The sequence below is a fragment of the Clostridium sp. 1001283B150225_161107_B6 genome, from assembly GCF_015556325.1.
Classification (GTDB): Bacteria; Bacillota; Clostridia; order Lachnospirales; family Lachnospiraceae; genus Enterocloster.
On the sequence record NZ_JADNMD010000009.1, the window covers coordinates 238919 to 262041 of the forward strand.

At 51.4% G+C, this 23123-nt stretch carries 22 protein-coding genes; 15 read left to right on the plus strand and 7 right to left on the minus strand.

Annotated features, from left to right (window positions below):
- The first annotated feature begins 17 nt into the window (after positions 1–17).
- The 10 genes from I2H39_RS20065 to I2H39_RS20110 all read left to right on the plus strand — a co-directional run bounded on the left by I2H39_RS20065 (position 18) and on the right by I2H39_RS20110 (position 13744).
- Positions 18–1976 (plus strand): GGDEF domain-containing protein, encoded by a 1959-nt coding sequence (locus tag I2H39_RS20065; RefSeq protein ID WP_138311487.1) that lies wholly within the window; start codon positions 18–20, stop codon positions 1974–1976.
- Between the two features lie 119 nt (positions 1977–2095).
- Positions 2096–4381 (plus strand): bifunctional (p)ppGpp synthetase/guanosine-3',5'-bis(diphosphate) 3'-pyrophosphohydrolase, encoded by a 2286-nt coding sequence (locus tag I2H39_RS20070; protein ID WP_138311486.1) that lies wholly within the window; start codon positions 2096–2098, stop codon positions 4379–4381.
- A gap of 23 nt (positions 4382–4404) precedes the next feature.
- Entirely contained in the window at positions 4405–5091 is a 687-nt protein-coding gene (locus I2H39_RS20075; protein ID WP_195627367.1) for an MBL fold metallo-hydrolase, read from the plus strand.
- A gap of 32 nt (positions 5092–5123) precedes the next feature.
- Complete coding sequence (hemZ, locus tag I2H39_RS20080) at positions 5124–6644, plus strand: coproporphyrinogen dehydrogenase HemZ (RefSeq protein WP_195627368.1); 1521 nt, start codon at positions 5124–5126, stop codon at positions 6642–6644.
- A gap of 134 nt (positions 6645–6778) precedes the next feature.
- Positions 6779–7732 carry a uroporphyrinogen decarboxylase family protein gene (locus I2H39_RS20085; RefSeq protein WP_138311483.1) on the plus strand — a complete coding sequence of 318 codons (954 nt, stop codon included), beginning with the start codon at positions 6779–6781 and terminating at the stop codon, positions 7730–7732.
- Between the two features lie 85 nt (positions 7733–7817).
- The gene (gene hisS, locus I2H39_RS20090) at positions 7818–9083 is read left to right on the plus strand and encodes a histidine--tRNA ligase (protein WP_138311482.1); all 1266 of its coding nucleotides are present in this window, start codon (positions 7818–7820) and stop codon (positions 9081–9083) included.
- Between the two features lie 22 nt (positions 9084–9105).
- Positions 9106–10905, plus strand: coding sequence for an aspartate--tRNA ligase (gene aspS / locus I2H39_RS20095; protein ID WP_138311481.1), 1800 nt, complete (start codon positions 9106–9108; stop codon positions 10903–10905).
- Positions 10906–11085: 180 nt separating this feature from the next.
- On the plus strand, positions 11086–11445 hold the full coding sequence (locus I2H39_RS20100; protein WP_138311480.1) for a metalloregulator ArsR/SmtB family transcription factor: 360 nt from the start codon (positions 11086–11088) through the stop codon (positions 11443–11445).
- 115 nt (positions 11446–11560) lie between these two features.
- Positions 11561–11779: a cation transporter gene (locus I2H39_RS20105; RefSeq protein WP_138311479.1), complete on the plus strand. Its 219-nt coding sequence runs from the start codon at positions 11561–11563 to the stop codon at positions 11777–11779.
- 30 nt (positions 11780–11809) lie between these two features.
- Positions 11810–13744 (plus strand): heavy metal translocating P-type ATPase, encoded by a 1935-nt coding sequence (locus I2H39_RS20110; protein ID WP_138311478.1) that lies wholly within the window; start codon positions 11810–11812, stop codon positions 13742–13744.
- A 171-nt stretch (positions 13745–13915) separates the two neighbouring features.
- On the opposite strand, the gene I2H39_RS20115 is transcribed toward I2H39_RS20110, so the two are convergent.
- Positions 13916–14485 carry a nitroreductase family protein gene (locus I2H39_RS20115; protein ID WP_138311477.1) on the minus strand — a complete coding sequence of 190 codons (570 nt, stop codon included), beginning with the start codon at positions 14483–14485 and terminating at the stop codon, positions 13916–13918.
- Between the two features lie 10 nt (positions 14486–14495).
- Positions 14496–14876, minus strand: a complete 381-nt coding sequence (locus tag I2H39_RS20120) for a metal-dependent transcriptional regulator (protein WP_138311476.1) — start codon at positions 14874–14876, stop codon at positions 14496–14498.
- 222 nt (positions 14877–15098) lie between these two features.
- Between I2H39_RS20120 and I2H39_RS20125 the strand changes: the two genes are divergently transcribed.
- Both I2H39_RS20125 and I2H39_RS20130 read left to right on the plus strand, forming a co-directional pair.
- Complete coding sequence (locus tag I2H39_RS20125) at positions 15099–15281, plus strand: FeoB-associated Cys-rich membrane protein (RefSeq protein WP_138311475.1); 183 nt, start codon at positions 15099–15101, stop codon at positions 15279–15281.
- Positions 15247–15480, plus strand: a complete 234-nt coding sequence (locus I2H39_RS20130) for a hypothetical protein (protein ID WP_171042729.1) — start codon at positions 15247–15249, stop codon at positions 15478–15480. Before I2H39_RS20125 ends, I2H39_RS20130 begins: the two co-directional genes overlap by 35 nt.
- Here the strand turns inward: I2H39_RS20130 and I2H39_RS20135 are convergent.
- From I2H39_RS20135 to I2H39_RS20155, 5 genes are read right to left on the minus strand one after another with little or no spacing between them, the layout of a single operon-like run.
- Entirely contained in the window at positions 15467–16582 is a 1116-nt protein-coding gene (locus I2H39_RS20135) for an ABC transporter substrate-binding protein (protein ID WP_195627369.1), read from the minus strand. The two genes, I2H39_RS20130 and I2H39_RS20135, sit on opposite strands and share 14 nt — an antisense overlap.
- Positions 16583–16611: 29 nt before the next feature.
- Positions 16612–17409 carry an ABC transporter permease gene (locus I2H39_RS20140; RefSeq protein ID WP_138311472.1) on the minus strand — a complete coding sequence of 266 codons (798 nt, stop codon included), beginning with the start codon at positions 17407–17409 and terminating at the stop codon, positions 16612–16614.
- Complete coding sequence (locus tag I2H39_RS20145) at positions 17409–18248, minus strand: ABC transporter permease (protein WP_138311471.1); 840 nt, start codon at positions 18246–18248, stop codon at positions 17409–17411. The genes I2H39_RS20140 and I2H39_RS20145 overlap by 1 nt, the downstream gene beginning before the upstream one ends.
- Positions 18241–19317: an ABC transporter ATP-binding protein gene (locus I2H39_RS20150; protein WP_138311470.1), complete on the minus strand. Its 1077-nt coding sequence runs from the start codon at positions 19315–19317 to the stop codon at positions 18241–18243. The genes I2H39_RS20145 and I2H39_RS20150 overlap by 8 nt, the downstream gene beginning before the upstream one ends.
- A 31-nt stretch (positions 19318–19348) precedes the next feature.
- Positions 19349–19882, minus strand: coding sequence for a helix-turn-helix domain-containing protein (locus I2H39_RS20155; protein ID WP_138311469.1), 534 nt, complete (start codon positions 19880–19882; stop codon positions 19349–19351).
- A gap of 285 nt (positions 19883–20167) precedes the next feature.
- On the opposite strand from I2H39_RS20155, the gene I2H39_RS20160 reads away from it, so the two are divergent.
- From I2H39_RS20160 to rpiB, 3 genes are all read left to right on the plus strand, one after another.
- Entirely contained in the window at positions 20168–21226 is a 1059-nt protein-coding gene (locus I2H39_RS20160) for a lactonase family protein (RefSeq protein ID WP_138311468.1), read from the plus strand.
- 59 nt (positions 21227–21285) lie between these two features.
- Positions 21286–22425, plus strand: coding sequence for a chorismate synthase (aroC, locus tag I2H39_RS20165; RefSeq protein ID WP_195627370.1), 1140 nt, complete (start codon positions 21286–21288; stop codon positions 22423–22425).
- 85 nt (positions 22426–22510) lie between these two features.
- Positions 22511–22948, plus strand: coding sequence for a ribose 5-phosphate isomerase B (rpiB, locus tag I2H39_RS20170; RefSeq protein ID WP_138311466.1), 438 nt, complete (start codon positions 22511–22513; stop codon positions 22946–22948).
- Positions 22949–23123: the final 175 nt, after the last annotated feature.

Sequence of the window (23123 nt, forward strand, 5' to 3'; positions counted from 1 at the left end):
GGAATGGAGGATATCCTATGAAAAAACGTTTGCTGAGCAACAGGGTAAGGAACGCCATTTTGATGGCTATCCTGCTGCAGAGCGTTATATTTGGTTTCGGACTGATGGTGACCGGAACCTTTTCGGGAACAGCCAACCGCCCTTATAAGGTAATGGAATCCCAGGTAGCGGAAAAAAACTCACTTATATCAGGATATATGAATAACTCCCTTCTCATCGCCAATACCATGGAGAAAGAGCTGGCAAAGATAAAGGATGACAGAAAGATACATGACAGACTGATTGATAACTTAAACCATGCATCGTCGGTGGACGGCGTCTTTTACCTGAATCTGGACGGCAGGGAGGCCGTCATATACCGGGACGGGGAGCCGCAGATATTCTCATCTGCCTATGGCGACATCTACTGTGTGGTGGGAAGTTCCAAGAGTGAATATCCCATTGCCCTCTCTAAGGACTGGAGCCCCAAGCTCACATCTGAGGACTGGGCAAAGGCGGAGCGGTATTGGGCAGAACGGACCAAAGGGGGAAAATGGTTTTTCGGGGATAACCGTCTGTATTATGTCATAAGCCAGGAGGTCTACGGCAGCCGCCGGATAATGGGATTCCAAATCAGCGGGGAAATGCTGGACTCATATCTGAGTCTGGATAACCCTCCCTACAAGGGAATGGAAGTCCTTCTCATGACGGACGGGCAGATACTCTATGGCCGGGATAAGGCGTCCATAGGTACGGACTATGAATACAGGGAGGAAGGAAACCGGATATCATTAACTTATAACGATGCTTCCTATGACGGTGTGCGCAGTGTCCTCCAGGTTTATGGTCACATGAACGGGGGTACCGTGTATGTGGCGGCGGTATGCTACCACTCGGAGCTGGCGGAGCTGTCCAGGTCCACTATTGTCATGGTGGCGGGAGTATACCTGCTGTCCATTGTGATTGCCATTATTTTCTCTTATATTGCCATCTGGATGGTGCTGAAACCAATTCAGAAGCTGCAGGAGGACATCACCTGCCAGAATCCGGATGAGGTACACTTTAAGGATATTGGAATTGAAGAGATAGACCGTATCCATCAGGCCCTCAACGATATGGCTGCAAAGGTGGAGCAGAGCTATTCCAGATACTCCTTTACCCTGGAATCAGCAGGGGAAAAGGTGGGGAGCTTTGAATATCAGAAGGGCGGGGAGCGGGTTAAACTGAGTTCATCCATCCTGCAGCTGCTGGATATTCCGGAGGAACGTATGGGAGCCGACAGCTGCGTGGACTACGCCATGTGGGAGGACATCATACGCAGGCTGGACCGGGTGGCGGAGCTGGAGGACGGATATTCCTATATTGACAGGGCGGGCAATACCAGAGCCGTGACCATACGCCAGAGGCATGAGGAACACGGGGTGTTCGGCATTGTTATTGACAAGACGGACGCATATATGGAGATACTGCGGCTCAGAAATATATCCCAGCACGACCAGCTGACCGGCCTGTACAATGCATCCTACCTAAAGAAGGAGGGGCAGAAGATACTGGACAGCAACAGGAGCCGGGTCAATGCACTGGTTTTCTGTGATTTGGATAATCTGAAATATGTGAACGACAATTACGGCCATGAGATGGGGGACCATTATCTCAGGGCCATGGCAGACCTGCTGACTGAAATTGCATCCGGGGAGCAGTGCATTGCGGTGCGCCTGTCGGGTGATGAGTTTGTACTGTTCTTCTATGGCTACAGTGACAGAAGGACCATAGAGAGCAAGGTCAGGGACGGATATGAGGGACGCAGCTCCATCCAGCTGCCGGACGGCACCAGCCGCAGAATCAATGCGTCCATTGGCCTGGCCTTTGCCCAGAGGGAATCCGAAAGCATGGAGGACCTGATTAACCGGGCGGACAGGGCCATGTACAGGGTGAAGCGCACAGAGAAAAACGGGATTGCCATTTATGACAAGTCAGACGAGGCAGGGCCGGTATAGCGCGTGTCCAGTGACAGCGTTCCGGCCCGGCCCCGCTTTTTTCTAAGCGCCCCTTGCTTTTTTACCTAAAAAAAATTATAATGTATCTTGACTATCCATAGGAAAAGGTGACCGAACATATGGCAAATGAGGGAACAAAAGAAAAACTGGATATCGAATTGGAAGCGCCGGCCGACTTTACCAGCCCTGAAGTGCTGTATCAGGACTTGATTAATACAATCCGCAAATATCATCCTTCCGATGATATCACCATGATTGAAAAGGCGTACAGGATTGCAGATGAGGCCCATAAAGAGCAGAAGCGCAAATCCGGGGAGCCCTATATCATCCATCCGCTCTGTGTGGCTATTATACTGGCTGATTTGGAGATGGATAAGGAAACCATTGCGGCAGGGCTTCTTCATGATGTGGTGGAGGACACCATCATGACCCTGGAGCAGCTGACCAAGGAGTTTGGCTCCGAGGTTTCCTTCCTGGTGGACGGTGTCACCAAGCTGACGCAGTTAAACTGGGACAAGGACAAGGTGGAGATACAGGCAGACAACCTGCGCAAGATGTTTCTGGCCATGGCAAAGGACATCCGTGTCATCATCATCAAGCTGGCGGACCGTCTCCACAACATGAGAACCGGCCAGTACTGGAAGCCGGAGAAGCAAAAGGAAAAGGCCAGGGAGACCATGGAGATTTATGCTCCCATCGCTGACAGGCTGGGTATTTCCAAGATTAAGATTGAGCTGGATGACCTGTCTCTTAAGTTCCTTCAGCCGGATGTATATTACGACCTGGTGGAAAAGGTGGCCCTCCGCAAGGATACAAGGGAGGCCTTTGTCCAGGAAATCGTGGATGAGGTCAGGAGCCACATGGAGGATGCAGGCATTGAAGCCTTGGTAGGCGGACGTGTAAAGCATTTTTTCAGCATATATAAAAAGATGGTGAACCAGAACAAGACTCTGGACCAGATATATGATTTATTTGCAGTGCGCATCATGGTGGAGACCGTGAAGGACTGCTACGCAGCCCTGGGTGTTATCCATGAGATGTATAAGCCCATACCGGGCCGTTTTAAAGACTATATAGCCATGCCCAAACAGAACATGTACCAGTCCCTGCACACCACCCTGATTGGGAGCAACGGACAGCCCTTTGAGATACAGATCCGCACCTATGAGATGCACAGGACAGCGGAATACGGTATTGCCGCCCATTGGAAGTATAAGGAGAGCGGAAGCGGACAGGTGGCTGCGGGAAGCGCTGAGGCAAAGCTCAGCTGGCTGCGTCAGATTCTGGAGTGGCAGAGGGACACCGACGATTCCAAGGAATTCCTGAGTATGGTCAAGGGAGATTTGGATTTGTTTTCCGACAGTGTGTACTGCTTCACGCCGTCAGGGGATGTAAAGACCCTGCCCAGCGGTTCCACTCCCATTGACTTTGCATATTGTATACACAGTGCTGTGGGCAATAAGATGGTGGGAGCCAGGGTCAACGGCAAGCTGGTGCCCATTGAATACGTGATTCAAAACGGCGACCAGCTGGAGATTATCACTTCCCAGAATTCCAAGGGACCCAGCCGGGACTGGCTGGGCATTGTGAAGAGCACCCAGGCCAAGAATAAGATAAACCAGTGGTTCAAGAGCCAGATGAAGGAAGATAATATCGTCAGGGGACGGGACCAGATTGAACGGTACTGCAAGACCAAGGGCATTAACTGGTCTGAAATCGGCAAGCCGGAGTTCATGGAAAAGGTTATGAACCGGTATGCCTACAAGGACTGGGATTCCGTCCTGGCATCCATTGGACACGGGGGCCTGAAAGAGGGCCAGGTCATCAACAAGATGATGGAGGAGCGGGAGAAGAAGCTTAAGAGGGAGATTACGGATGCGGATGTGCTCAGCGGCATTGCCGACACAGCGGGAAGGTCCGGCGAGGCCAGTGTCCGCAAATCCAAGAGCGGCATCATGGTCAAGGGAATCCATGACCTGGCGGTGCGGTTCTCCAAGTGCTGCAATCCTGTGCCGGGAGATGAAATTGTAGGATTTGTCACCAGGGGCAGGGGCGTGTCCATCCACCGCACGGACTGCGTGAACATCATCAATCTGCCGGAGGATGAACGGAGCAGGATGATTGACGCGGAGTGGCAGATGGCAGAGGGAGCCAGCAGCAACGAGCAGTATTCCACGGAAATCAAGATATTTGCCAATAACCGGATTGGCATGTTTGCGGATATATCCAAGGTCTTTACGGAGAAGCAGATTGACATCACCTCCATGAACGTAAGGACCAGCAAGCAGGGCAAGGCCACCATTATCATGACGTTTGACATTCATGGGACCGATGAGCTGAACCGGCTGACCGACAAGATACGCCAGATAGAGGGCGTTCTGGATATAGAGAGGACGACAGGTTAGCTTAGATATGAAAGGGGAAGGATATGAGCGATATCAGGATTAAGACATGTGTACTGGGACAGGTGAGTACCAACTGCTACCTGGTTTATGATGAGAATACAAAGGAGGGAGTGGTCATTGACCCGGCTGACAACGCTCCCTATATACTGAATAAGTGCAGTGAGCTGGGGATTAATCTTACGGCGGTGCTGCTGACCCATGGACATTTTGACCATATCATGGCTGTGCCGGATGTGGTCAGGGCATTCCGGGTAAAGGTCTACGCATATGAGACAGAGGACAATATGCTGGCCGATACCAAGCTTAATATGACCGGGGGATTCCGGGGACCGCAGACCAGCCTTCATGCGGATGTGCTTCTTCATGACGGGCAGGAGCTGGAACTTCTGGGGACCAGCTGGAAGGTGCTGTTCACACCGGGACACACCGCAGGCTCCTGCTGCTTCTATCTGCCGGAGGAAGGCATTATCTTTGCAGGTGATACCTTGTTCCGCGGCTCCTATGGACGGACGGACCTGCCCACTGGTAATACGATTCGCATTGTCAGTTCCATTGTGGACATACTCTTTAATCTGCCGGATGATACCATGGTGTATACAGGCCATGGGGACCCCACTACCATTGGATTTGAGAAGCAGGGAAATCCCGTGTTTGCAGTAAGAGACAACATTCTCCGGGTAAAAGGCCCGGATGCCTTCAAACAGGAATAGAAGGAAGGTTTTATATAGAAAGCAGGTTTTGTATGATTGGACTTTTAATACAGGATAACCAGTACGAACAGGACATCAGAGAACTTCTGATGTCCTTTTATCCAGGTGAGGCCTATGCCCATGAGGTAAAGGACGGAGCGGACTTCTATGTGGAGACACGGCTGGGAGACGGAACGGTTTCCGTTTATATATGGGAGAACGGCACATCCCCGGAAAACTGCCGGGAGGGCGGGGCCGGGCCGGAACAGGTTACGGCTCCGTCCCGGCCGGAAGGGCTGGACGGATGGGAGCTATCGGCTTCCTGCACCCGTTCCTCTGACCTTTCAGACCACTCCGCCACCAAGAATGTGGTAAAGAAGATGTTTTACCTTATGCTGGCGGAGCGTACGGGAAGGGAAATGCCCTGGGGTTCCCTTACCGGCATCCGCCCCACCAAGATAGCCCTTACCAGGCTGGAGGAAGGCTGGAAGGAGGAGGACATACGCTCCTTTATGAAGGAGACTTACCTTGCCAGTGATGAAAAGATAGATTTGAGCATTGAGATTGCCGCCAGGGAGAAGCGGCTCCTGGAACCATTGGATTATGAGAGGGGCTACAGCCTGTATGTGGGGATTCCATTCTGCCCCACCACCTGTCTTTACTGCTCCTTTACCTCCTACCCCATTGGAAAATGGAAGGGGCGCACCGGACTTTATCTGGAGGCCCTGTTTAAGGAACTGGAATATACGGCCGGGAAAATGAAGGGAAGGCCCCTGGACACGGTTTATATCGGAGGCGGCACCCCCACATCCCTTCCGGCGGAGGATATAGACGCCATCTTAAGCAGGCTGGAGCAGCTGTTTGATTTGAGCCGAGTACTGGAATTTACAGTGGAGGCCGGAAGGCCGGACAGCATTACCCAGGACAAGCTCAGGGTGCTGAGAAACCACGGGATAACCCGTATTTCCATCAATCCCCAGACCATGAACCAGAAAACACTGGACATCATCGGACGCCACCATACCGTGGAGATGGTGAAGGAACGTTTTTACATGGCCCGTGAGATGGGATTTGATAATATTAACATGGACCTGATTATGGGGCTTCCGGAGGAAAACCTGGAGGATGTACGGCATACATTGGCCAAGGTAAAGGCCCTTGGCCCGGATTCCCTTACCGTCCATTCACTGGCCATTAAGAGGGCGGCCAGGCTCAACATGTTCAGGGAAGAGTACGGCGGGCTGAAGATTCAGAACACGCCGGAGATGATTGAACTCAGCGCTGCCTGCGCCCGTGAGATGGGGATGGAGCCGTATTATCTGTACCGCCAGAAAAACATGGCCGGTAATTTTGAGAATGTGGGGTATTCCCTGCCCGGCAAAGCCTGCATCTACAACATCCTTATCATGGAGGAGATGCAGACCATAGCTGCCTGCGGCGCGGGAACCACCACCAAGGTGGTATTTCCCTCTGAAAACCGCAGGGAACGGTGCGAGAACGTAAAGGAAGTGGAGCAGTATATCAGCAGGATTGACGAGATGATTGGGCGCAAGGAGCGCATCCTTACGCCGTGAGTCTGCTAGGCAGCGGTTCCATACAGATATGCAGGGTGCCGCAGCGCATGATGCCGGGGTCATGTAAACAGAGACATGGTTCCGGCAGATTTTATTATTTCAGTGAATCATAAGTGTCTGGGAGGAGAGGTATTGTGAAAAAGAGAGAGCGTGTATTTGCAGCAATGAGAAATGAGCCGGTGGACAGGGTTCCCTGTTATTTTACCACTCATTTTGCCAGGGAGTCGGCCTTTGGGGAGGCAGCCGTGGAGGAGCATCTGAAGTTTTTCAGCGAGGTGAATCCGGATATCCAGAAAATCATGAACGAGAACCTGGTTCCCAACATGGGTTCCATAAAAACGCCTGAGGACTGGAAATGCATCAGGACCATTACCCTTAAGGACAAATTCATGGAGGATGAGATTGAGCTGGTCAAGCGCGTCCTGGACCGGTGCGACAGGGATGCCTTTAATATCGGCACCCTTCACGGCATTGTGGCCTCCACCATCCATCCCATTGAGCCGGATTACGGTTATATGCCGGTGCGGCAGCTGCTCTGCAGCCATTTGCGTCAGAATAAGGGGCCTGTGCTGGACGCCATGAAGCGGATTGCTGACGGTCTGTGCCTGCTGGCAGGGAAATTTGTGGAACTGGGACTGGACGGCATCCTCTATGCAGGGCTGGGAGGGGAGCGGTTTTTGTTTACCGACCAGGAGTTTGCCGAGTATATCATGCCCCTGGATAAGCAGATAATGAGTGCCTGTCTGGAAGCAGGGGGCCACAATATCCTGCACATGTGCAAGACAGATGTGAATTTTGACCGGTACGAGAGCTATAAGGGCCTTTACAGCATAGCCAACTGGGGCATTTATGAGACGGGGATGAGTCTGTCAGAGGGCAGAAAGCGGTTTACGGACTGCGCCATTATGGGCGGCCTGTCCAATCACATGGGACCGCTGATTGAAGGGACTCCGGAGGAAATCCGTGAGGAGGTACGGCGCGTCATATCCGAGGCAGGAGAAACAGGCTTTATCCTGGGGACGGATTGCACCATTCCCATGGGCGTGCCCTATGAGCGTATGCGGATTGCGGCGGAAGCCATAAAATAGGGGAAAATCATTGAAAACACTTGCAAAATCATAAAAGTTGCTTAAAATAAAGATATTGAACAAAAATCAGGATTGGAGAACGCGTATGGCATTAGCAAAGAAGCCGGTCACCGGCATGAGGGATATCACGCCTGCCGAGATGCAGATTCGTGAGTACGTGATGAATCAAATCAGAGAGACCTATAAAAGTTTTGGATTTACCCAGATAGAGACACCCTGCGTTGAGCACATTGAGAATCTGACCAGCAAACAGGGCGGGGACAATGAGAAGCTGATTTTCAAGATACTGAAAAGAGGGGACAAGTTTAACCTGGAAGAGGCAAAGGAGGAGAATGACCTGGTGGACAGCGGCCTGCGCTATGACCTTACCCTTCCTCTTTCCCGCTATTACGCCAACAACGCAGCCAGCCTGCCCAGCCCCTTTAAGGCGCTTCAGATGGGAAGCGTGTGGCGTGCGGACCGTCCCCAGAAGGGCCGTTTCCGCCAGTTTGTACAGTGCGATATTGATATTCTGGGAGATGCCACCAGCCTGGCTGAAATCGAGCTGATTCTGGCTACCACCACGGCCCTGGGAAGAATCTGCCCGGACAATGGCTTTACTGTCCGCATCAATGACAGAGGCATTCTGCGGGGTATGGCCCTTTACTGCGGTTTCCCTGAGGAGTCCATGGACCAGGTATTTATCACCCTGGACAAGATGGATAAGATTGGGTATGAAGGCGTGGAGAAGGAGCTTCTGGATTCCGGCTACAGCACGGAGAGCGTAGGAAAATATCTGGACATGCTTAAAAATGTTACAAAGGATGCAGCCGGTGTAAGAGCCCTGGGACAGATGCTGTCGGAAGTAATGCCCGCCAGTGTAAGCGAGGGTCTGGCGCATATCATGGACACAGTGACTGAGGTGGCTGAGGCTGATTTCGGGCTGGAGTTCGACCCTACCCTGGTCAGAGGCATGTCATATTACACAGGAACCATTTTTGAAGTTTCCATGGAGGGCTTCGGCGGTTCCGTGGCAGGCGGCGGCCGGTATGATAAGATGATAGGCAAGTTCACGGGAATGGAAACGCCGGCCTGCGGATTTTCCATAGGCTTTGAGCGCATTGTAACCATTCTGACGGACAATGGCTTTACTGTGCCCGGCGCCTCTTCCAGAAAGGCATTTCTCTTTGAAAAGGGTGTGGACAGCACCATGCTGGCATCTGTAATCCGCCAGGCCATGGAGGAGAGAAAGAAGGGCGTGCAGGTCCTGGTAGCCCAGATGAACAAGAACAAGAAGTTCCAGAAGGAACAGCTGGGCAAGGAAGGCTACACGGAGTTTAAGGAGTTTTATAAGGAAAGCCTGAAGAATTAAGGAAAATAAAGGAGATAAGACAATGGCAGAATCAATGGTTGGGTTAAAGCGTACCCATAGATGTACGGAGGTGACCACTGCCCAAATCGGTCAGGTAGTGACCGTCATGGGATGGGTCCAGAAGAGCAGGAATAAGGGAGGCATTATCTTTGTGGATTTGCGGGACCGTTCCGGCATCCTTCAGATTATATTTGAGGAACATGACTGCGGCGCAGAGGACTTTGCAAAGGCAGAGAAGCTGAGGAGCGAGTTCGTGGTCGCTGTTACAGGCCGGGTAGAGGCCCGTTCCGGAGCAGTAAATACCAATCTGGCCACAGGCGCCATTGAAATAAGGGCCAACTCCATGCGCATTCTTTCCGAGTCCGAGACACCTCCCTTCCCCATTGAGGAGAACAGCAAGACAAAGGAAGAGCTTCGCCTGAAATACCGTTTCCTGGATTTGAGAAGGCCGGATATCCAGAAAAATCTTATGATTAGGAGCCAGGTAGCCACCCTTACCAGGGCATTTCTGGCGTCTGAGGGATTCCTTGAGATTGAGACGCCTACTCTGATTAAGAGTACGCCGGAGGGCGCCAGGGACTATCTGGTACCCAGCCGTGTGCATCCCGGTTCCTTTTATGCCCTGCCGCAGTCACCGCAGCTTTTCAAACAGCTGCTCATGTGTTCCGGTTACGACCGCTACTTTCAGCTGGCCCGCTGCTACAGGGATGAGGACCTGAGGGCAGACCGCCAGCCTGAGTTCACACAGATAGACATGGAGCTTTCCTTTGTGGATGTGGACGATGTGCTGGATGTCAATGAGCGCCTGTTAAAAAAGCTGTTTAAGGAAATCTGTAATTTTGATTTGCAGCTGCCCATTCCCCGTATGACCTGGCAGGAGGCCATGGACCGTTTTGGCTCTGATAAACCGGACCTGCGTTTTGGGATGGAGCTTAAGAATGTTTCTGATGTGGTTAGGGGCTGCGGGTTTGCAGTGTTTAAGGGAGCCCTGGAAAACGGCGGCAGTGTCCGCGGCATCAACGCCCAGGGACAGGGGCATATGCCGCGTAAGAAAATAGACGCCCTGGTGGAGTATGCCAAGGGATTCGGCGCCAAGGGCCTTGCCTATGTGGCAATCAATGAGGACGGCACCTTCAAATCCTCCTTTGCAAAGTTCATGAAGGAGGAGGAAATGGCTGCCCTGATTCAGGCCATGGACGGAAAGCCGGGAGATTTGCTGCTGTTTGCCGCCGACCGCAATAAGGTGGTATTTGACGTCCTGGGCAACCTGCGCCTGGAGCTGGCCAGACAGCTGGAGCTGCTTAAGAAGGATGACTTTAAGTTCCTGTGGGTGACAGAGTTCCCGCTTCTGGAATATTCAGAGGAAGAGGACCGGTACGTGGCCATGCATCATCCATTTACCATGCCCATGGATGAGGATTTGCAGTATATTGACTCTGACCCGGGCCGTGTCCGGGCCAAGGCATATGATATTGTCCTGAACGGCGTGGAGTTGGGAGGCGGCTCTGTCCGTATCCACCAGGCAGATATCCAGTCCAAGATGTTTGAAGTACTGGGCTTTACACCTGAGAGGGCCAATGAGCAGTTCGGCTTTCTGCTGGAGGCATTTAAGTACGGGGTTCCTCCCCACGCCGGTCTGGCATATGGCCTGGACCGCGTGATAATGCTGATGGTGGGAGCTGACAGTATCCGCGACGTCATTGCGTTCCCCAAGGTGAAGGATGCATCCTGCCTGATGACCGATGCGCCCGGGCAGGTAGATGTGAAACAGCTGGAGGAACTGCATATTGCGGTTGCTTCCGGAGAAGAAAGCGGTATATAAGTATATGTGATTTTTGGAAGGCCAGCAAGCCGTCCGTCCGGTGTAATACGGGATTGGGCGGCTTGTTTTTTTTGCTAAAAAGGGGTTGACATTTTAAAATCGTGGCATATAATGTAGATATAAACATATGAACACTTATTCATTTGAATAGATGATAATAAGAAAGAGAGGTTACCAGCCATGGCAATAAATGATGTGGAGTGCTGCGATTTTTATCAGGTCCATGAGGATGTGGTAAAGGCGGTTAATGATAAGATGCCGGATGAGGATAAACTGTATGACCTGGCGGAGATATTCAAGGTGTTTGGGGATTCCACCAGAATCAAGATATTGTATGTGCTTTTCGAGGCGGAGATGTGTGTCTGTGACATTGCGCAGCTTCTTAATATGAACCAGTCAGCTATTTCCCACCAGCTGAGAATCCTGAAGCAGAACAGGCTGGTAAAAAGCCGCAGGGACGGCAAGGCTGTATTCTATTCCCTGGCAGACAGCCATGTGAGGACCATCATTAACCAGGGTATGGAGCATATAGAGGAATAGGCCAAAAGGGCGGTTCCATGTATTATGGCCCAGTATTTCCGGCTTGCATAAGCTACAGATGGTGCCGGCGGAAAATGGAGTATAAATAAAATAACAGATATGGAGGAGAATAGGAATGAAGAAGAAATTCAAACTGCAGGACCTGGATTGTGCCAACTGCGCAGCCAAGATGGAGGAAGCAATCAAGAAAATTGAGGGAGTGTCTGATGCAACAGTGAGCTTCATGACCCAGAAGATGACCATAGAGGCAGATGACAGCAGGTTCGATGAAATTATGAAGGAAGTAGTGTCTGCGTGCAAAAAGGTGGAGCCTGACTGCATTATCCAGCTTTAAACGCGCAGCCGGACTGGAAAGGAAACTGATATGACTAAGAAACAAAAGGCAATGCTGCTCCGTATCATAGCATCCTTCATCATTTATATTACCCTGGCAGTGACAGACCACATGGAAATTTTACCGGAGTGGCTTGGGTTGTGGGGAAAGCTGGTCCTGTATCTGGTTCCCTATGTTCTCATTGGATGGGATATTATATACAAGGCATTCCGCAATATACGCAACGGCCAGGTCTTTGATGAGAATTTTCTGATGACAGTAGCTACCTTCGGCGCCTTTGGCGTAGGAGAATATTCGGAGGCAGTGGCGGTCATGCTGTTTTACCAGGTGGGCGAACTGTTCCAGAGCTATGCAGTGAACCGCTCCAGGCAGTCCATCACTGAGCTTATGGATATCTGCCCGGAGTATGCCAACATAGAGGAGGACGGCCAGCTGAAACAGGTGGACCCGGACGATGTGCAGGTGGGCGATATCATCGTGGTTAAGTCGGGGGAGAGAATTCCCCTGGACGGCAAGGTGGTGTTTGGGGATTCCATGGTGGATACTTCCGCGCTGACCGGTGAGTCCGTACCCCGCAAGGTAACAGCGGGGGACGATATCATCAGCGGCTGTGTCAATGGAAGCGGCCTTTTGCGGGTTCAGGTCACAAAGGAATTTGACGATTCCACCGTGGCAAAGATTCTGGAGCTGGTGGAGAATGCCAGCAGCAAAAAGGCGCAGGTGGAAAACTTCATTACCCGGTTTGCCAGATATTATACCCCCTTAGTGGTGGTGGGAGCCGTGCTCCTGGCTGTGATTCCTCCCCTGTTCTTTGGGCAGACCTGGTCCGAGGGCATCAGAAGGGCCTGTACCTTCCTGGTCATTTCCTGCCCCTGCGCCCTGGTAATCTCAGTGCCCATGAGCTTTTTCTCAGGCATCGGGGCTGCTTCCAAAAAGGGTGTGCTTATCAAGGGCAGCAATTATCTGGAGGCGCTGTCTGAGATGGACACCATTGTGTTTGATAAGACAGGTACGCTGACCAAGGGAGAATTCAAGGTGACTGAGATTCATGCGGTGGACGGCAGTCCTGTCCCGGAGGCGTCTGAGGTTCCGCGTACCAGGGTGTGGGCGGCCAGCCAGCCCTCCGATGAGGCAAAACGTTCCCTGCTGGAGCTGGCGGCATTGGCGGAAAGCTATTCAGACCATCCCATTTCACGTTCTATTAAAGATGCGTGGGGAGATACCATTGACATGAACCGCGTCAGCAATGCACAGGAGATATCCGGTCACGGAGTGCAGGCGGAAATTGACGGCCATACCGTACTGGCGGGCAACAGCAAGCTGATGAAGGAAATGAACGTAGAGTATCAGGAATGCACCAGCATGGGCACGGTGGTCTATGTGGCTCTGGACGGCGTGTACTGCGGATATATTGTCATATCGGATTCAATTAAGGAAGAGTCCTTCGAGGCAATCAGGAATCTTAAGAAGGTGGGTGTCAGAAGGACCATTATGCTTACCGGCGATAAGAAAGAGGTAGGAGAAGCAGTGGCAGCCAGGCTGGGGCTGGATGAGGTCCATGCAGAGCTTCTTCCGGGGGATAAGGTGGCAAAGGTGGAGGAACTGCTGTCTCAGCAGACGGGAAAACACAGGCTGGCCTTTGTGGGCGATGGTATCAATGACGCGCCTGTTCTCTCCCGGGCGGACATTGGAATTGCAATGGGCAGCATGGGTTCCGATGCAGCCATTGAAGCAGCGGATATTGTGCTCATGGATGATAACCCTGCCAGGATTGCGGATGTGGTCCGCATATCGCGCAAGACTATGTCCATCGTAAAGCAGAACATTGCCTTTGCATTGGGAGTCAAGGCAGTGGTGCTCTTAATGGGTGCTGTGGGCGTGGCCAATATGTGGGAGGCGGTATTTGCAGACGTGGGCGTGTCGGTTATTGCAATACTCAATGCGATGAGGGCTTTGTCGTTGTGATAAATGGATTTTGGGGTGAGAGGGGATGCGGACGCATGCAGGGTGCCGCAGACGTGAGAGCCGGGTGCCCCCGGCTCTCACCCATTCCATACTCAGGGCGTCCGCTGTGTTTGCCACGCTGAGAGAAGAATAATGTTCTGGCGAATGGTATGCAGCGGGTGAGTGGAATTGTTACAGGAGGATATCTTCCAGATTCCGTTTGGGAACGTAATGAACCTGATTTTTATCACGGTAATATACAGTTGAGCCGTCTTCCTTTACAGGCACAAGTATTACTTCTTCCTTTGGCTTTCCCAGGGCCAGTACCAGGTCGATGCTGTAATGCTCGGGATTCAGTCCCAGCAGCCGGCCTATCTCCGGACGCTTGCAGCTGCCAATCATACAGCCGCCATATCCCTTTTCCGCGGCAGCCAGCATGATGGTCTGGGCCGTGATTCCGTCGTCCCATTGTTTGTTCTTACCGATGGTCAGGTCGCAGGCAATGACTATGTAGGCTGAGGGCCGTTCGCCCTCTGCGGGGCCGTCCCAATCCTTTAGGGCGCCTGCCCATGCAATATATGGGAAGATATCAGCGCATTCCCCGGGCGTGCACAGAATTTTGAATTTCAGGGCCTGGGCGTTGGAGGCAGAGGCAGCCAGCCGGGCCGTGTCCACCATATCAGCCAGTTCACTGTATGGAATGGCAGTATCCTGATAAAATCTTCTGTAAGAGCGGCATTGTTTCACAAGGTCTTTTAACATAGGCTTCCTCCTAATCCGGCAGTTCATGGCCGTGGGTGATGTGGCGCTTGATGGCGTCAAAGCTTTCAGCGCTCAGAGTGTGTTCCATGCGGCAGGCATCCTCAGCAGCTGTTCCGGGGTCCACACCCAGATAAATCAGCCAGTTGGACAACAGCGTGTGGCGTTCATACATGGTGTCCGCAATGGCCTGCCCGGAAGGCGTCAGCGTGATATGTCCCTGTTCGTCCATCCGGACATATCCGTTCTGGCGGAGATTCTTCATGGCAACGCTGACACTGGGCTTGGAAAATCCAAGTTCATTGGCAATGTCGATGGAGCGGACATAGGGATGTTCCCTGGCCAGCATGAGTATGGTTTCCAGATAATTTTCTGCTGATTCCTGTATTTTCAAGTCTGTAAATACCCCCAATTATTTAGTATGATAGTTCTAAGTGTAACATATAAAAAAACGATTGACAAGAGAGTTAGAAAGTGCTAATCTGAGAATGAAGTTAGAAGAAGCTAACCTGTAAAAGAACCGGAAACTGACAGCAGGATAACGCCTTGGGAATCAGCGAAAAGGGACCTGCATCATGCCTGTGCCGGATATAAACAGGAGGAAAGGAGAATATATATGAATCTTTCAACGTTAATCATTCTGGTCATATTGGCTGTGATTGTAGGGGCGGTAGTCCGTGTCATGATAAAGGATAAAAAGTCAGGTAAGGGATGCGGAGGATGTGCCGGCGGCTGCGGAGGCTGCGCAGGTTCCTCTGTGTGCCATGGAAACCATGAGCAGGGGAAGCATGTGGGGTGATGCAGTGATTTTACAAGGGGCAGTGCCGGATTCTGTATGGTATGATGCCGCAGGACCTCAGAAGGAGTTTGAGACAGAGTATATTAGGGTTATAAATATAAAGAGGAAGTTCCGGAGGAAGGGGATGGAGTTTACGCCTTCCGTTCAGAACTTCCTTTTCATATTATTTCATGATAGGATTCCTTTTATTCAGATTTAATTTCCTTCCACATGTCATTGTAGACGGTATCCACATCGTCCCCCAGATACTGGATGATTTCACAGTTAGGCAGCTTGTCAAGGTCAGGGAACAGGGCCTTGTTATTTTTAAGGTCGTCGTCTAACAAATCATAGGCCCCTGTGTTTGGAGTGGCGTAGGTGATATATTCAAAGTTCTTTTTGGCGATGTCGGGACGGCACAGGAAATCAATCCATTTCTCCGCGTTTTCCTTGTGTTCTGCATTGGCCGGGATAACCCAGGAGTCAATCCAGTAGTTGGTTCCTTCCTCCGGAATTACATATTCCAGGCTGTAATCCAGGCCCTGTTCTGCCACGGCATCCTGGATATAGAGCATTTCGCCGGAATAAATCACGCCCACAGCCGCTTCTCCGCCAATCATCTTATCCCTTACCTGGTCAATGACATATGCCTGAACCAGAGGTTTCTGCTCAATCAGCAAATCACGGGCCTCGGCCAGTTCATCGGGATTGGTGCTGTTTAAGGAGTAGCCCTTCATCTTCAGGGCAACGGTAAAGGCATCCCTTACGCTGTTCTGCATGAGAATCTCGCCGCTTAAGCGCTCATCCCATAAGTCGGACCACTTGGCGGGAGCGGGAACGCCCAGCTCCTCCAGGCGCTTGGTGTTATAGAGAATGCCCATGGTTCCCCAGCAGTAGGGGACGGAATATTTGTTCTCAGGGTCAAAACCCTTGGAGATATCCAGGTATTCCTGACCGATTTCCTTATAATTGGGAATGTTGTCAAAGTTAAGCTCAGCCAGAAGGTTATTCTCAATCATGCGCTGAATCATGTAGTCAGAGGGGCACACAACGTCGTATTTCACAGCGCCCGCCTCAATGACAGGATACATCTCCTCGTTGGTCTCAAATACATCGTAGACCACCTGGATGCCGGTTTCGTCCTCAAACTGGGCGATGACATCCTCGTCAATGTACTCGCCCCAGTTGTATACGTTCAGCTTGTTGTCTTCCTTATTTCCGCCCCCGGGGGAGGATTCGGATTTGCCGCAGCCGGTTAAGAGGGCGGCGGACAGGACTGCCATGGATGCGGCAGCAAGGGTGATTGCCATTTTCTTTTTCATAATCGTTCTCCTTTAATGTCTGAATTCGGTTATGCCTTTTCCGGTTTCCTGATGGACCGGAAGTTAACAAAGATGAGAAGAATCAGCACGGTCAGGAATATAATGGATGACAGTGCATACATGGACGGCCGGATGCCGCGCCTCACCTCGCTGTAAATCAGGGTGGACAGGGTGTTGATGCCTGCGCCCTTTGTAAAGTGGGTGATGATGAAGTCGTCTAAGGACATGGTAAATGCCAGCAGGAAGCCGGAGAGCACGCCGGGCATAATATCCGGAAACACCACCTTGAAAAATGCATACAGAGGGGATGCGCCCAGGTCCAGGGCTGCCTCATAGGTGTATTTGTCGGTCTGCTTTAGCTTGGGCATGACGCTTAGTATGACATAGGGTATATTAAAGGTGATATGGGATATAAGAACCGTCTTAAATCCCAGGGAAATACCAAAGGCAATGAAGGCCAGCATCAGGGAAATACCAGTCACGATGTCAGCGTTCAGCATAGGTATATTGGTAATGCCCATAACAATGGTCCTGGGCACTGCCCGCATGGAGCTGATGGAGATGGCCGCCGCCGTGCCTATGATTGTTGCCACCAGGGCCGATACAAAGGCTATGATTAAGGTGGTGGTCAGGGCGCTCATGATGGAACGGCTGTCAAACATCTGGGTATACCACTGCAGGGTAAATCCGCCCCACTGGGTCCTGGATTTGGATTTGTTGAAGGACAGCACCATCATGGTCAGGATGGGGGCATAAAGGAAAATCAGTATCAGCACCATATAAAAATCCGATACGATTTTGCGCAGTACTTTTGAACTCTTTGTCATCAGAATGCAGTCCCCTCTCCGTTTTTATCGTATTTGGCTATCATGGCCATGCTGATTAGGATGAAGACCATGAGAACCAGTGAAAGTCCGCTTCCCAGATGCCAGTTGCTTCCCCTGGTAAATTCCTGTTCAATTACATTGCCGATAAGCAGAATCTTGCTGCCGCCCAGCAAATCGGAAATCACGAAGGTGGTCAGGGACGGAACAAAAACCATGGTAATGCCGCTGATAATGCCCGGTATGCTTAAGGGAAACCATATCCTGGTAAAACGTTCAAAGCTGTTGGCTCCCAGGTCCATGGCGGCATTTATAATATTGTCGTCTATCTTGGACAGCACATTGTAAATGGGAAGCACCATAAAGGGCAGGAAGTTATATACCATGCCCAGTACAATGGCTGACGGGGTGTTAATCATGGACTGTGAAGGCAGGTGGAGCCAGTTCAGGATGCCGTTGATGACACCGTTTTTCTCCAGCAGCGTCTGCCAGGCCAGAGTCCTCAGGAGGAAGTTCATCCACATGGGCAGGATGAATATAAAGACAATGAATCCTCCTGCCGCTGTTCCGCGGCCCCTGAGTATCATGGCCAGTGGATAAGCTAACAGCAGACAGAGAACCGTACTTACCAAGGATAGCCCAAGGGACAGCCACAGCGCCTTTGCGTGGTCCGCAGAGGCAATGGCAATGACATTGGCCATGGTAAGGCCGCCTCCCTTGTCAGTCAGTCCGTACCATATAATCATGGCCAGCGGAATCAGCGTAAAGCCGGCCATCCAGATGAGATAGGGACCTGATAACAGCGCCTTGCCGATGGCAGCGCCTTTTTTTTCGCTATTCATTGACTCCCAGCGCCTCCTCATCTTCAGAAGCAGGCTTGTTCATGATTTGGATTTCAAATGGCTCCACATGAATGCCGACCTGCTGGCCTACAGGGAACATATCGGTGGAATGCACCAGCCACTCGAAACCGTCCGGGGTGGTTACTTCCATCTCATAATGGACGCCCTTGAAAATCAGGTGGGTCACAACGCCCTGGAGGGTGCCGTCCTCTGGCTTAACAAGGTCTATGTCCTCAGGCCGGATAACCACATCCACAGGCTTATTATTGCCAAAACCCTTATCAACACATGCAAAGCGGGCGCCGAAGATTTCTACCAGCTCGTCCCGAATCATGATGCCGGGCACAATGTTGCTCTCACCGATAAAGTCAGCCACAAAGGCATTTTCAGGTTCATTATAAATCTGCTCAGGGGAGCCCATCTGCTGGATGTATCCCTGGTTCATGACCACAATGGTGTCCGACATGGTCAGGGCCTCCTCCTGGTCATGGGTCACATAGATAAAGGTAATGCCCAGTTCATTTTTAAGGCGTATCAGCTCATACTGCATATCCTGGCGGAGCTTTAAATCCAGGGCACCAAGGGGCTCGTCAAGGAGCAGCACCCTGGGTTCGTTTACAATGGCCCGGGCAATGGCGATACGCTGCTGCTGGCCGCCGGATAAGGAGTCCACGGTGCGCCTCTCGTAACCGGACAGGTTTACTAATTTCAGGGCGTATTTGATTTTGTCATCAATATAGGATTTTGGTTTGTTCTTGATTTTTAAGCCAAAGGCAATGTTTTCCGCAATGTTCATGTGGGGAAACAGTGCATACTTCTGGAATACGGTATTCAGCTGGCGTTTGTTGGGAGGAATCATGGTGATATCCTGCCCGCCGAAGATTACCTTTCCTGTATCAGGGGTGGTGAAGCCGCCTAATATACGCAGGGTAGTGGTCTTGCCGCAGCCGCTGGGGCCCAGCAGGGTGACGAAGCTGTTCTCCCTGATAGAAAGATTCAGGTCGTCCAGGACCAGCTCACCGTCAAAACTTTTTGATATGTGCTGTAAATCTATGAAAGGCTGGCTCATGATAATCAAATTCTCCTTTATCTTAATGTGATTAAAAACTTGGCGGCGAGCTCACCCACAGAAGAAGGGCTCCGTTTTTACTTGTCAGGTAATGTTTCTTATCCGGCGTGAAGTAGAAGGATTCACCTTTTTTTGCCTTGTATGTCTTGCTGCCTATGTGGATGGATATACTGCCCTGGAGCACATACCCGAATTCCTCCCCTTCATGGGGATTATCAGGATAGGTGGAGCCTCCGGCCTTCAGGGTGAGGAGGATGGGCTCCATCACGTTCTTCTGGGCATTGGGGATAATCCATTTGATTTCATTATTTAAGTCTGTATCGATTTTTTCAAAATAATCCTGTTTTCCAAATACTACCTGTTCATCCGGTGTTTCGTTGAAAAATTCGCCGATGGTGGTGCCCAGGCATTGCAGGATATCCATCAGGGTGGCTATGGACGGAGACGTGAGGTCACGTTCCAGCTGGGAAATGAATCCCTTGGAAAGCTCGGCCCGGTCAGCCAGTTCTTCCTGGGTCAGACCCTTTAACACCCGCAGTTCCTTTAGTTTCGTTCCGATTTCCATGGAGTTCCTCCCTGTCTCGCTTTTCTGAACAAAAAGTTTACAAATACTAACTGACTATAAAAATAAGCAAAAAGTTTAGTAATAATAAACAAGCGCGATTTTCATTATACATTAAATCAGTGGTATGTCAATACCTTTTTGAAAGATTTGGCAGATAAGTTTTAAGGGGAATCAGGGGGGATAATTTCACAAACTTCCAGTTAACAAATTCACAATTTTATGATATGATGTTTTTAGTCTAAATTGAAATAGAAACCGACGTAAATCAGGGAGGTACAGACAGGTATGAGCGGCAAATATATGGCATATGTAGGGTCTTATTCCTACACCGGAAAAGCAAAGGGAATCACAGTGTTCGACGTGGACGTGGAAAACGGGACATTTAAGGAGAGGTGTGAGATGGAAGTGGACAACTCCTCCTATGTCATTGCTTCCAGCGATGGAAAGACGTTATACTCCATCGCGGATGAGGGGGTTGTATCCTTCCGGATTCTGCAGAACGGAAGCCTTGCAAGACTGAACAGCGCTCCTATCCGCGGTATGAGGGGCTGCCACCTGTGTACTGATATGGAAGATAAATATGTATTTGTCTCAGGCTACCACGACGGCAAGACCACGGTCCTGAGCCTTAACAAGGACGGCTCTGTGGGCAAGATTGTGGACGAGGTGTTCAACAAGGGCTACGGCAGCGTGGCTGAGCGTAACTTCCGCTCCCATGTGACCTGTACCAGAAGGATGCCGGATGGCAGATATGTACTGTCTGTGGACAATGGGACGGACCAGGTAAAGGTCTACCGCTTTAACGACAAGGATAAGAAGCTGTTCCAGGTGGATGCCATCCACTGCGACCTGGAGTCAGCTCCAAGACATTTCCGCTACAGCTCCGACGGACGTTTCCTGTATCTGATGCATGAGCTGCAGAATGTAATCTGCGTGTATTCATATGAAACAGGCGACAGGGCGCCTGTGGTTGAAAAGATACAGACGATTTCCACCACGGCCACCAGGAATCCGGGGAACCTGACAGCTGCCTGCGCCATGAGATTGTCCCCGGATGAGAAATACATATACTGCACCAATGCAGGTGAGAATACAGTAAGTATCTACAGCAGGGATGAGAAGTCCGGGCTTCTGACTATGATTTGCTGCCTGCCTGTCAGCGGGGAGTATCCGAAGGACGTGGCTATTTTCCCGGACCAGAAGCACATTGCCTCCATTAATCATGACAGCGGCAGCATCAGTTTCTTTGAGGTGGATTACGAGAAGGGCCTGATAGTTATGTGCGGACGCAGCGTCATGGTAAATGAACCAAACTGCTGCGCCATTGCCAGGATTGGAAATTAAGCTTACCAGCCGTCAGACAGGCTGCAGTGATACAGAAGCAGGAGGACAGGAGACAGTATATGGCAGGTTCTACATTGGGAACGATTTTAAGAGTGACAACCTGGGGGGAATCCCACGGAAAGGGAATCGGTGTGGTGGTGGACGGGTGTCCGGCCGGACTGCCTCTGGAGGAAGGGGATATCCAGTTCTATCTGAACCGCCGCAAGCCCGGCCAGAGCAAGTTTACCACAGCCAGGCAGGAAGGGGATGAGGTGGAAATCCTGTCCGGCGTGTTTGAGGGAAGAACCACCGGCACCCCCATTGCGCTGGAGGTGCGCAACACAGACCAGCGTTCCCGGGATTACAGCAACATTATGGATATTTACCGTCCGGGCCATGCGGATTATACCTTTGACCAGAAGTATGGTTTCAGGGATTACAGGGGCGGCGGCCGGTCATCCGGCAGGGAGACCATTGCCAGGGTGGCGGCTGGAGCCATTGCCTGCAGGCTTTTAGAGAGTTTGGGAATCACGGTCAGGGCTTATACACGGGAGGTAGGCGGTATTGGCATTGACCGGGAGCGCTTTGACCTGGAAGAGATGTGGAATAACCGGCTGTACATGCCGGATGCCCGGGCGGCAGCACAGGCAGAGGCACGGCTGGAGGAGCTGATGGGCCGTAAGGACTCCTGCGGGGGCGTGGTGGAGTGCATCATCCGCGGTATGCCTGCAGGGGCGGGAGAGCCTGTATTTGAGAAGCTGGACGCCAACCTGGCCAAAGCCATGCTGTCCATCGGCGCAGTCAAGGGATTTGAGATTGGAGACGGTTTTGGCGCTTCCAGGGCCTGCGGTTCCGGGAACAACGACGGGTTCTGCATTTACGGTGAGGGAAAGGACGGCAGCCTGCATTTGAACGGCAGGGTTGGAAAGCGGACCAACCACTCCGGAGGCACCCTGGGAGGAATCAGCGACGGCAGCGATATCGTGATGCGGGCGGCATTTAAGCCCACCCCCTCCATTGCACAGCCGCAGCATACCGTGAACCGGAAGGGCGAGGAGACAGTGGTTGAGATAAAGGGCCGCCACGACCCCATCATAGTGCCCAGGGCCGTGGTGGTGGTGGAGGCCATGGCCGCATTGACAGCAGCCGACATGCTGCTCCTGTCCATGACATCCAGGCTGGACCGGGTGCAGGAATTTTTTGCCCGTGACCGGGTATGACAGGCCGGATGTATGAAATATGAGAAACATAAACGTTAGAATATAAACCATGACATAGAGAATGGATAAAAGGAGAAGAGGAATTATGAAGATTGCAATTGGTAACGACCACACAGCCATTGAGCTTAAGAATATCATCAAGGAGTTTGTGGAAGGCAAGGGATACGAAGTCATTGACCTGGGAACCAATTCCACTGAGAGCTGCGATTACCCTGTCTACGGCGAAAAGGTAGGACGGGCTGTGGCCGGCGGCCAGGCTGACCTGGGAATCGCCATCTGCGGCACCGGCGTAGGCATATCCCTGGCAGCCAACAAGGTAAAGGGAATCCGGGCCTGCGTGTGCAGCGAGCCTTACACGGCAAAGCTGTCCAGGATGCATAATAACTCCAACGTACTTGCCTTTGGCGCCAGGGTAGTGGGAAGCGAGCTGGCCAAGATGATTACAGAGGCATGGCTGGACGCTGAGTTTGAGGGCGGAAGGCATGAGCGCCGGGTGAAGATGATAATGGATATTGAAGGGTAGCAGGGGCGCGTAAGGGAAAACGCGCAAATGTTTATGAGAATCCGTGTAATTTAACCAAAACAAAGAGACAATAAAAAAGGAGTCCGCAAAGATATACGGGTTCTTTCTGGACTTTGGGTATTACAAGAAAAAGTAGATACGAGAGTATCTACTTTTTCTTTACCTAATCACTTCT

Bases quoted from the DNA above. Each gene is read 5' to 3' on its own strand.
- I2H39_RS20160 (WP_138311468.1), top strand. From the start codon at position 20,168: ATGAGCGGCAAATATATGGCATATGTAGGGTCTTATTCCTACACCGGA.
- aspS (WP_138311481.1), top strand. From the start codon at position 9,106: ATGGCAGAATCAATGGTTGGGTTAAAGCGTACCCATAGATGTACGGAG.
- I2H39_RS20145 (WP_138311471.1), bottom strand. From the start codon at position 18,248: ATGAATAGCGAAAAAAAAGGCGCTGCCATCGGCAAGGCGCTGTTATCA.
- aroC (WP_195627370.1), top strand. From the start codon at position 21,286: ATGGCAGGTTCTACATTGGGAACGATTTTAAGAGTGACAACCTGGGGG.
- rpiB (WP_138311466.1), top strand. From the start codon at position 22,511: ATGAAGATTGCAATTGGTAACGACCACACAGCCATTGAGCTTAAGAAT.
- I2H39_RS20100 (WP_138311480.1), top strand. From the start codon at position 11,086: ATGGCAATAAATGATGTGGAGTGCTGCGATTTTTATCAGGTCCATGAG.
- I2H39_RS20150 (WP_138311470.1), bottom strand. From the start codon at position 19,317: ATGAGCCAGCCTTTCATAGATTTACAGCACATATCAAAAAGTTTTGAC.
- I2H39_RS20105 (WP_138311479.1), top strand. From the start codon at position 11,561: ATGAAGAAGAAATTCAAACTGCAGGACCTGGATTGTGCCAACTGCGCA.
- I2H39_RS20115 (WP_138311477.1), bottom strand. From the start codon at position 14,485: ATGTTAAAAGACCTTGTGAAACAATGCCGCTCTTACAGAAGATTTTAT.
- I2H39_RS20110 (WP_138311478.1), top strand. From the start codon at position 11,810: ATGACTAAGAAACAAAAGGCAATGCTGCTCCGTATCATAGCATCCTTC.
- I2H39_RS20065 (WP_138311487.1), top strand. From the start codon at position 18: ATGAAAAAACGTTTGCTGAGCAACAGGGTAAGGAACGCCATTTTGATG.
- hisS (WP_138311482.1), top strand. From the start codon at position 7,818: ATGGCATTAGCAAAGAAGCCGGTCACCGGCATGAGGGATATCACGCCT.
- I2H39_RS20075 (WP_195627367.1), top strand. From the start codon at position 4,405: ATGAGCGATATCAGGATTAAGACATGTGTACTGGGACAGGTGAGTACC.
- I2H39_RS20140 (WP_138311472.1), bottom strand. From the start codon at position 17,409: ATGACAAAGAGTTCAAAAGTACTGCGCAAAATCGTATCGGATTTTTAT.
- hemZ (WP_195627368.1), top strand. From the start codon at position 5,124: ATGATTGGACTTTTAATACAGGATAACCAGTACGAACAGGACATCAGA.
- I2H39_RS20155 (WP_138311469.1), bottom strand. From the start codon at position 19,882: ATGGAAATCGGAACGAAACTAAAGGAACTGCGGGTGTTAAAGGGTCTG.
- I2H39_RS20130 (WP_171042729.1), top strand. From the start codon at position 15,247: ATGGAAACCATGAGCAGGGGAAGCATGTGGGGTGATGCAGTGATTTTA.
- I2H39_RS20135 (WP_195627369.1), bottom strand. From the start codon at position 16,582: ATGAAAAAGAAAATGGCAATCACCCTTGCTGCCGCATCCATGGCAGTC.
- I2H39_RS20070 (WP_138311486.1), top strand. From the start codon at position 2,096: ATGGCAAATGAGGGAACAAAAGAAAAACTGGATATCGAATTGGAAGCG.
- I2H39_RS20125 (WP_138311475.1), top strand. From the start codon at position 15,099: ATGAATCTTTCAACGTTAATCATTCTGGTCATATTGGCTGTGATTGTA.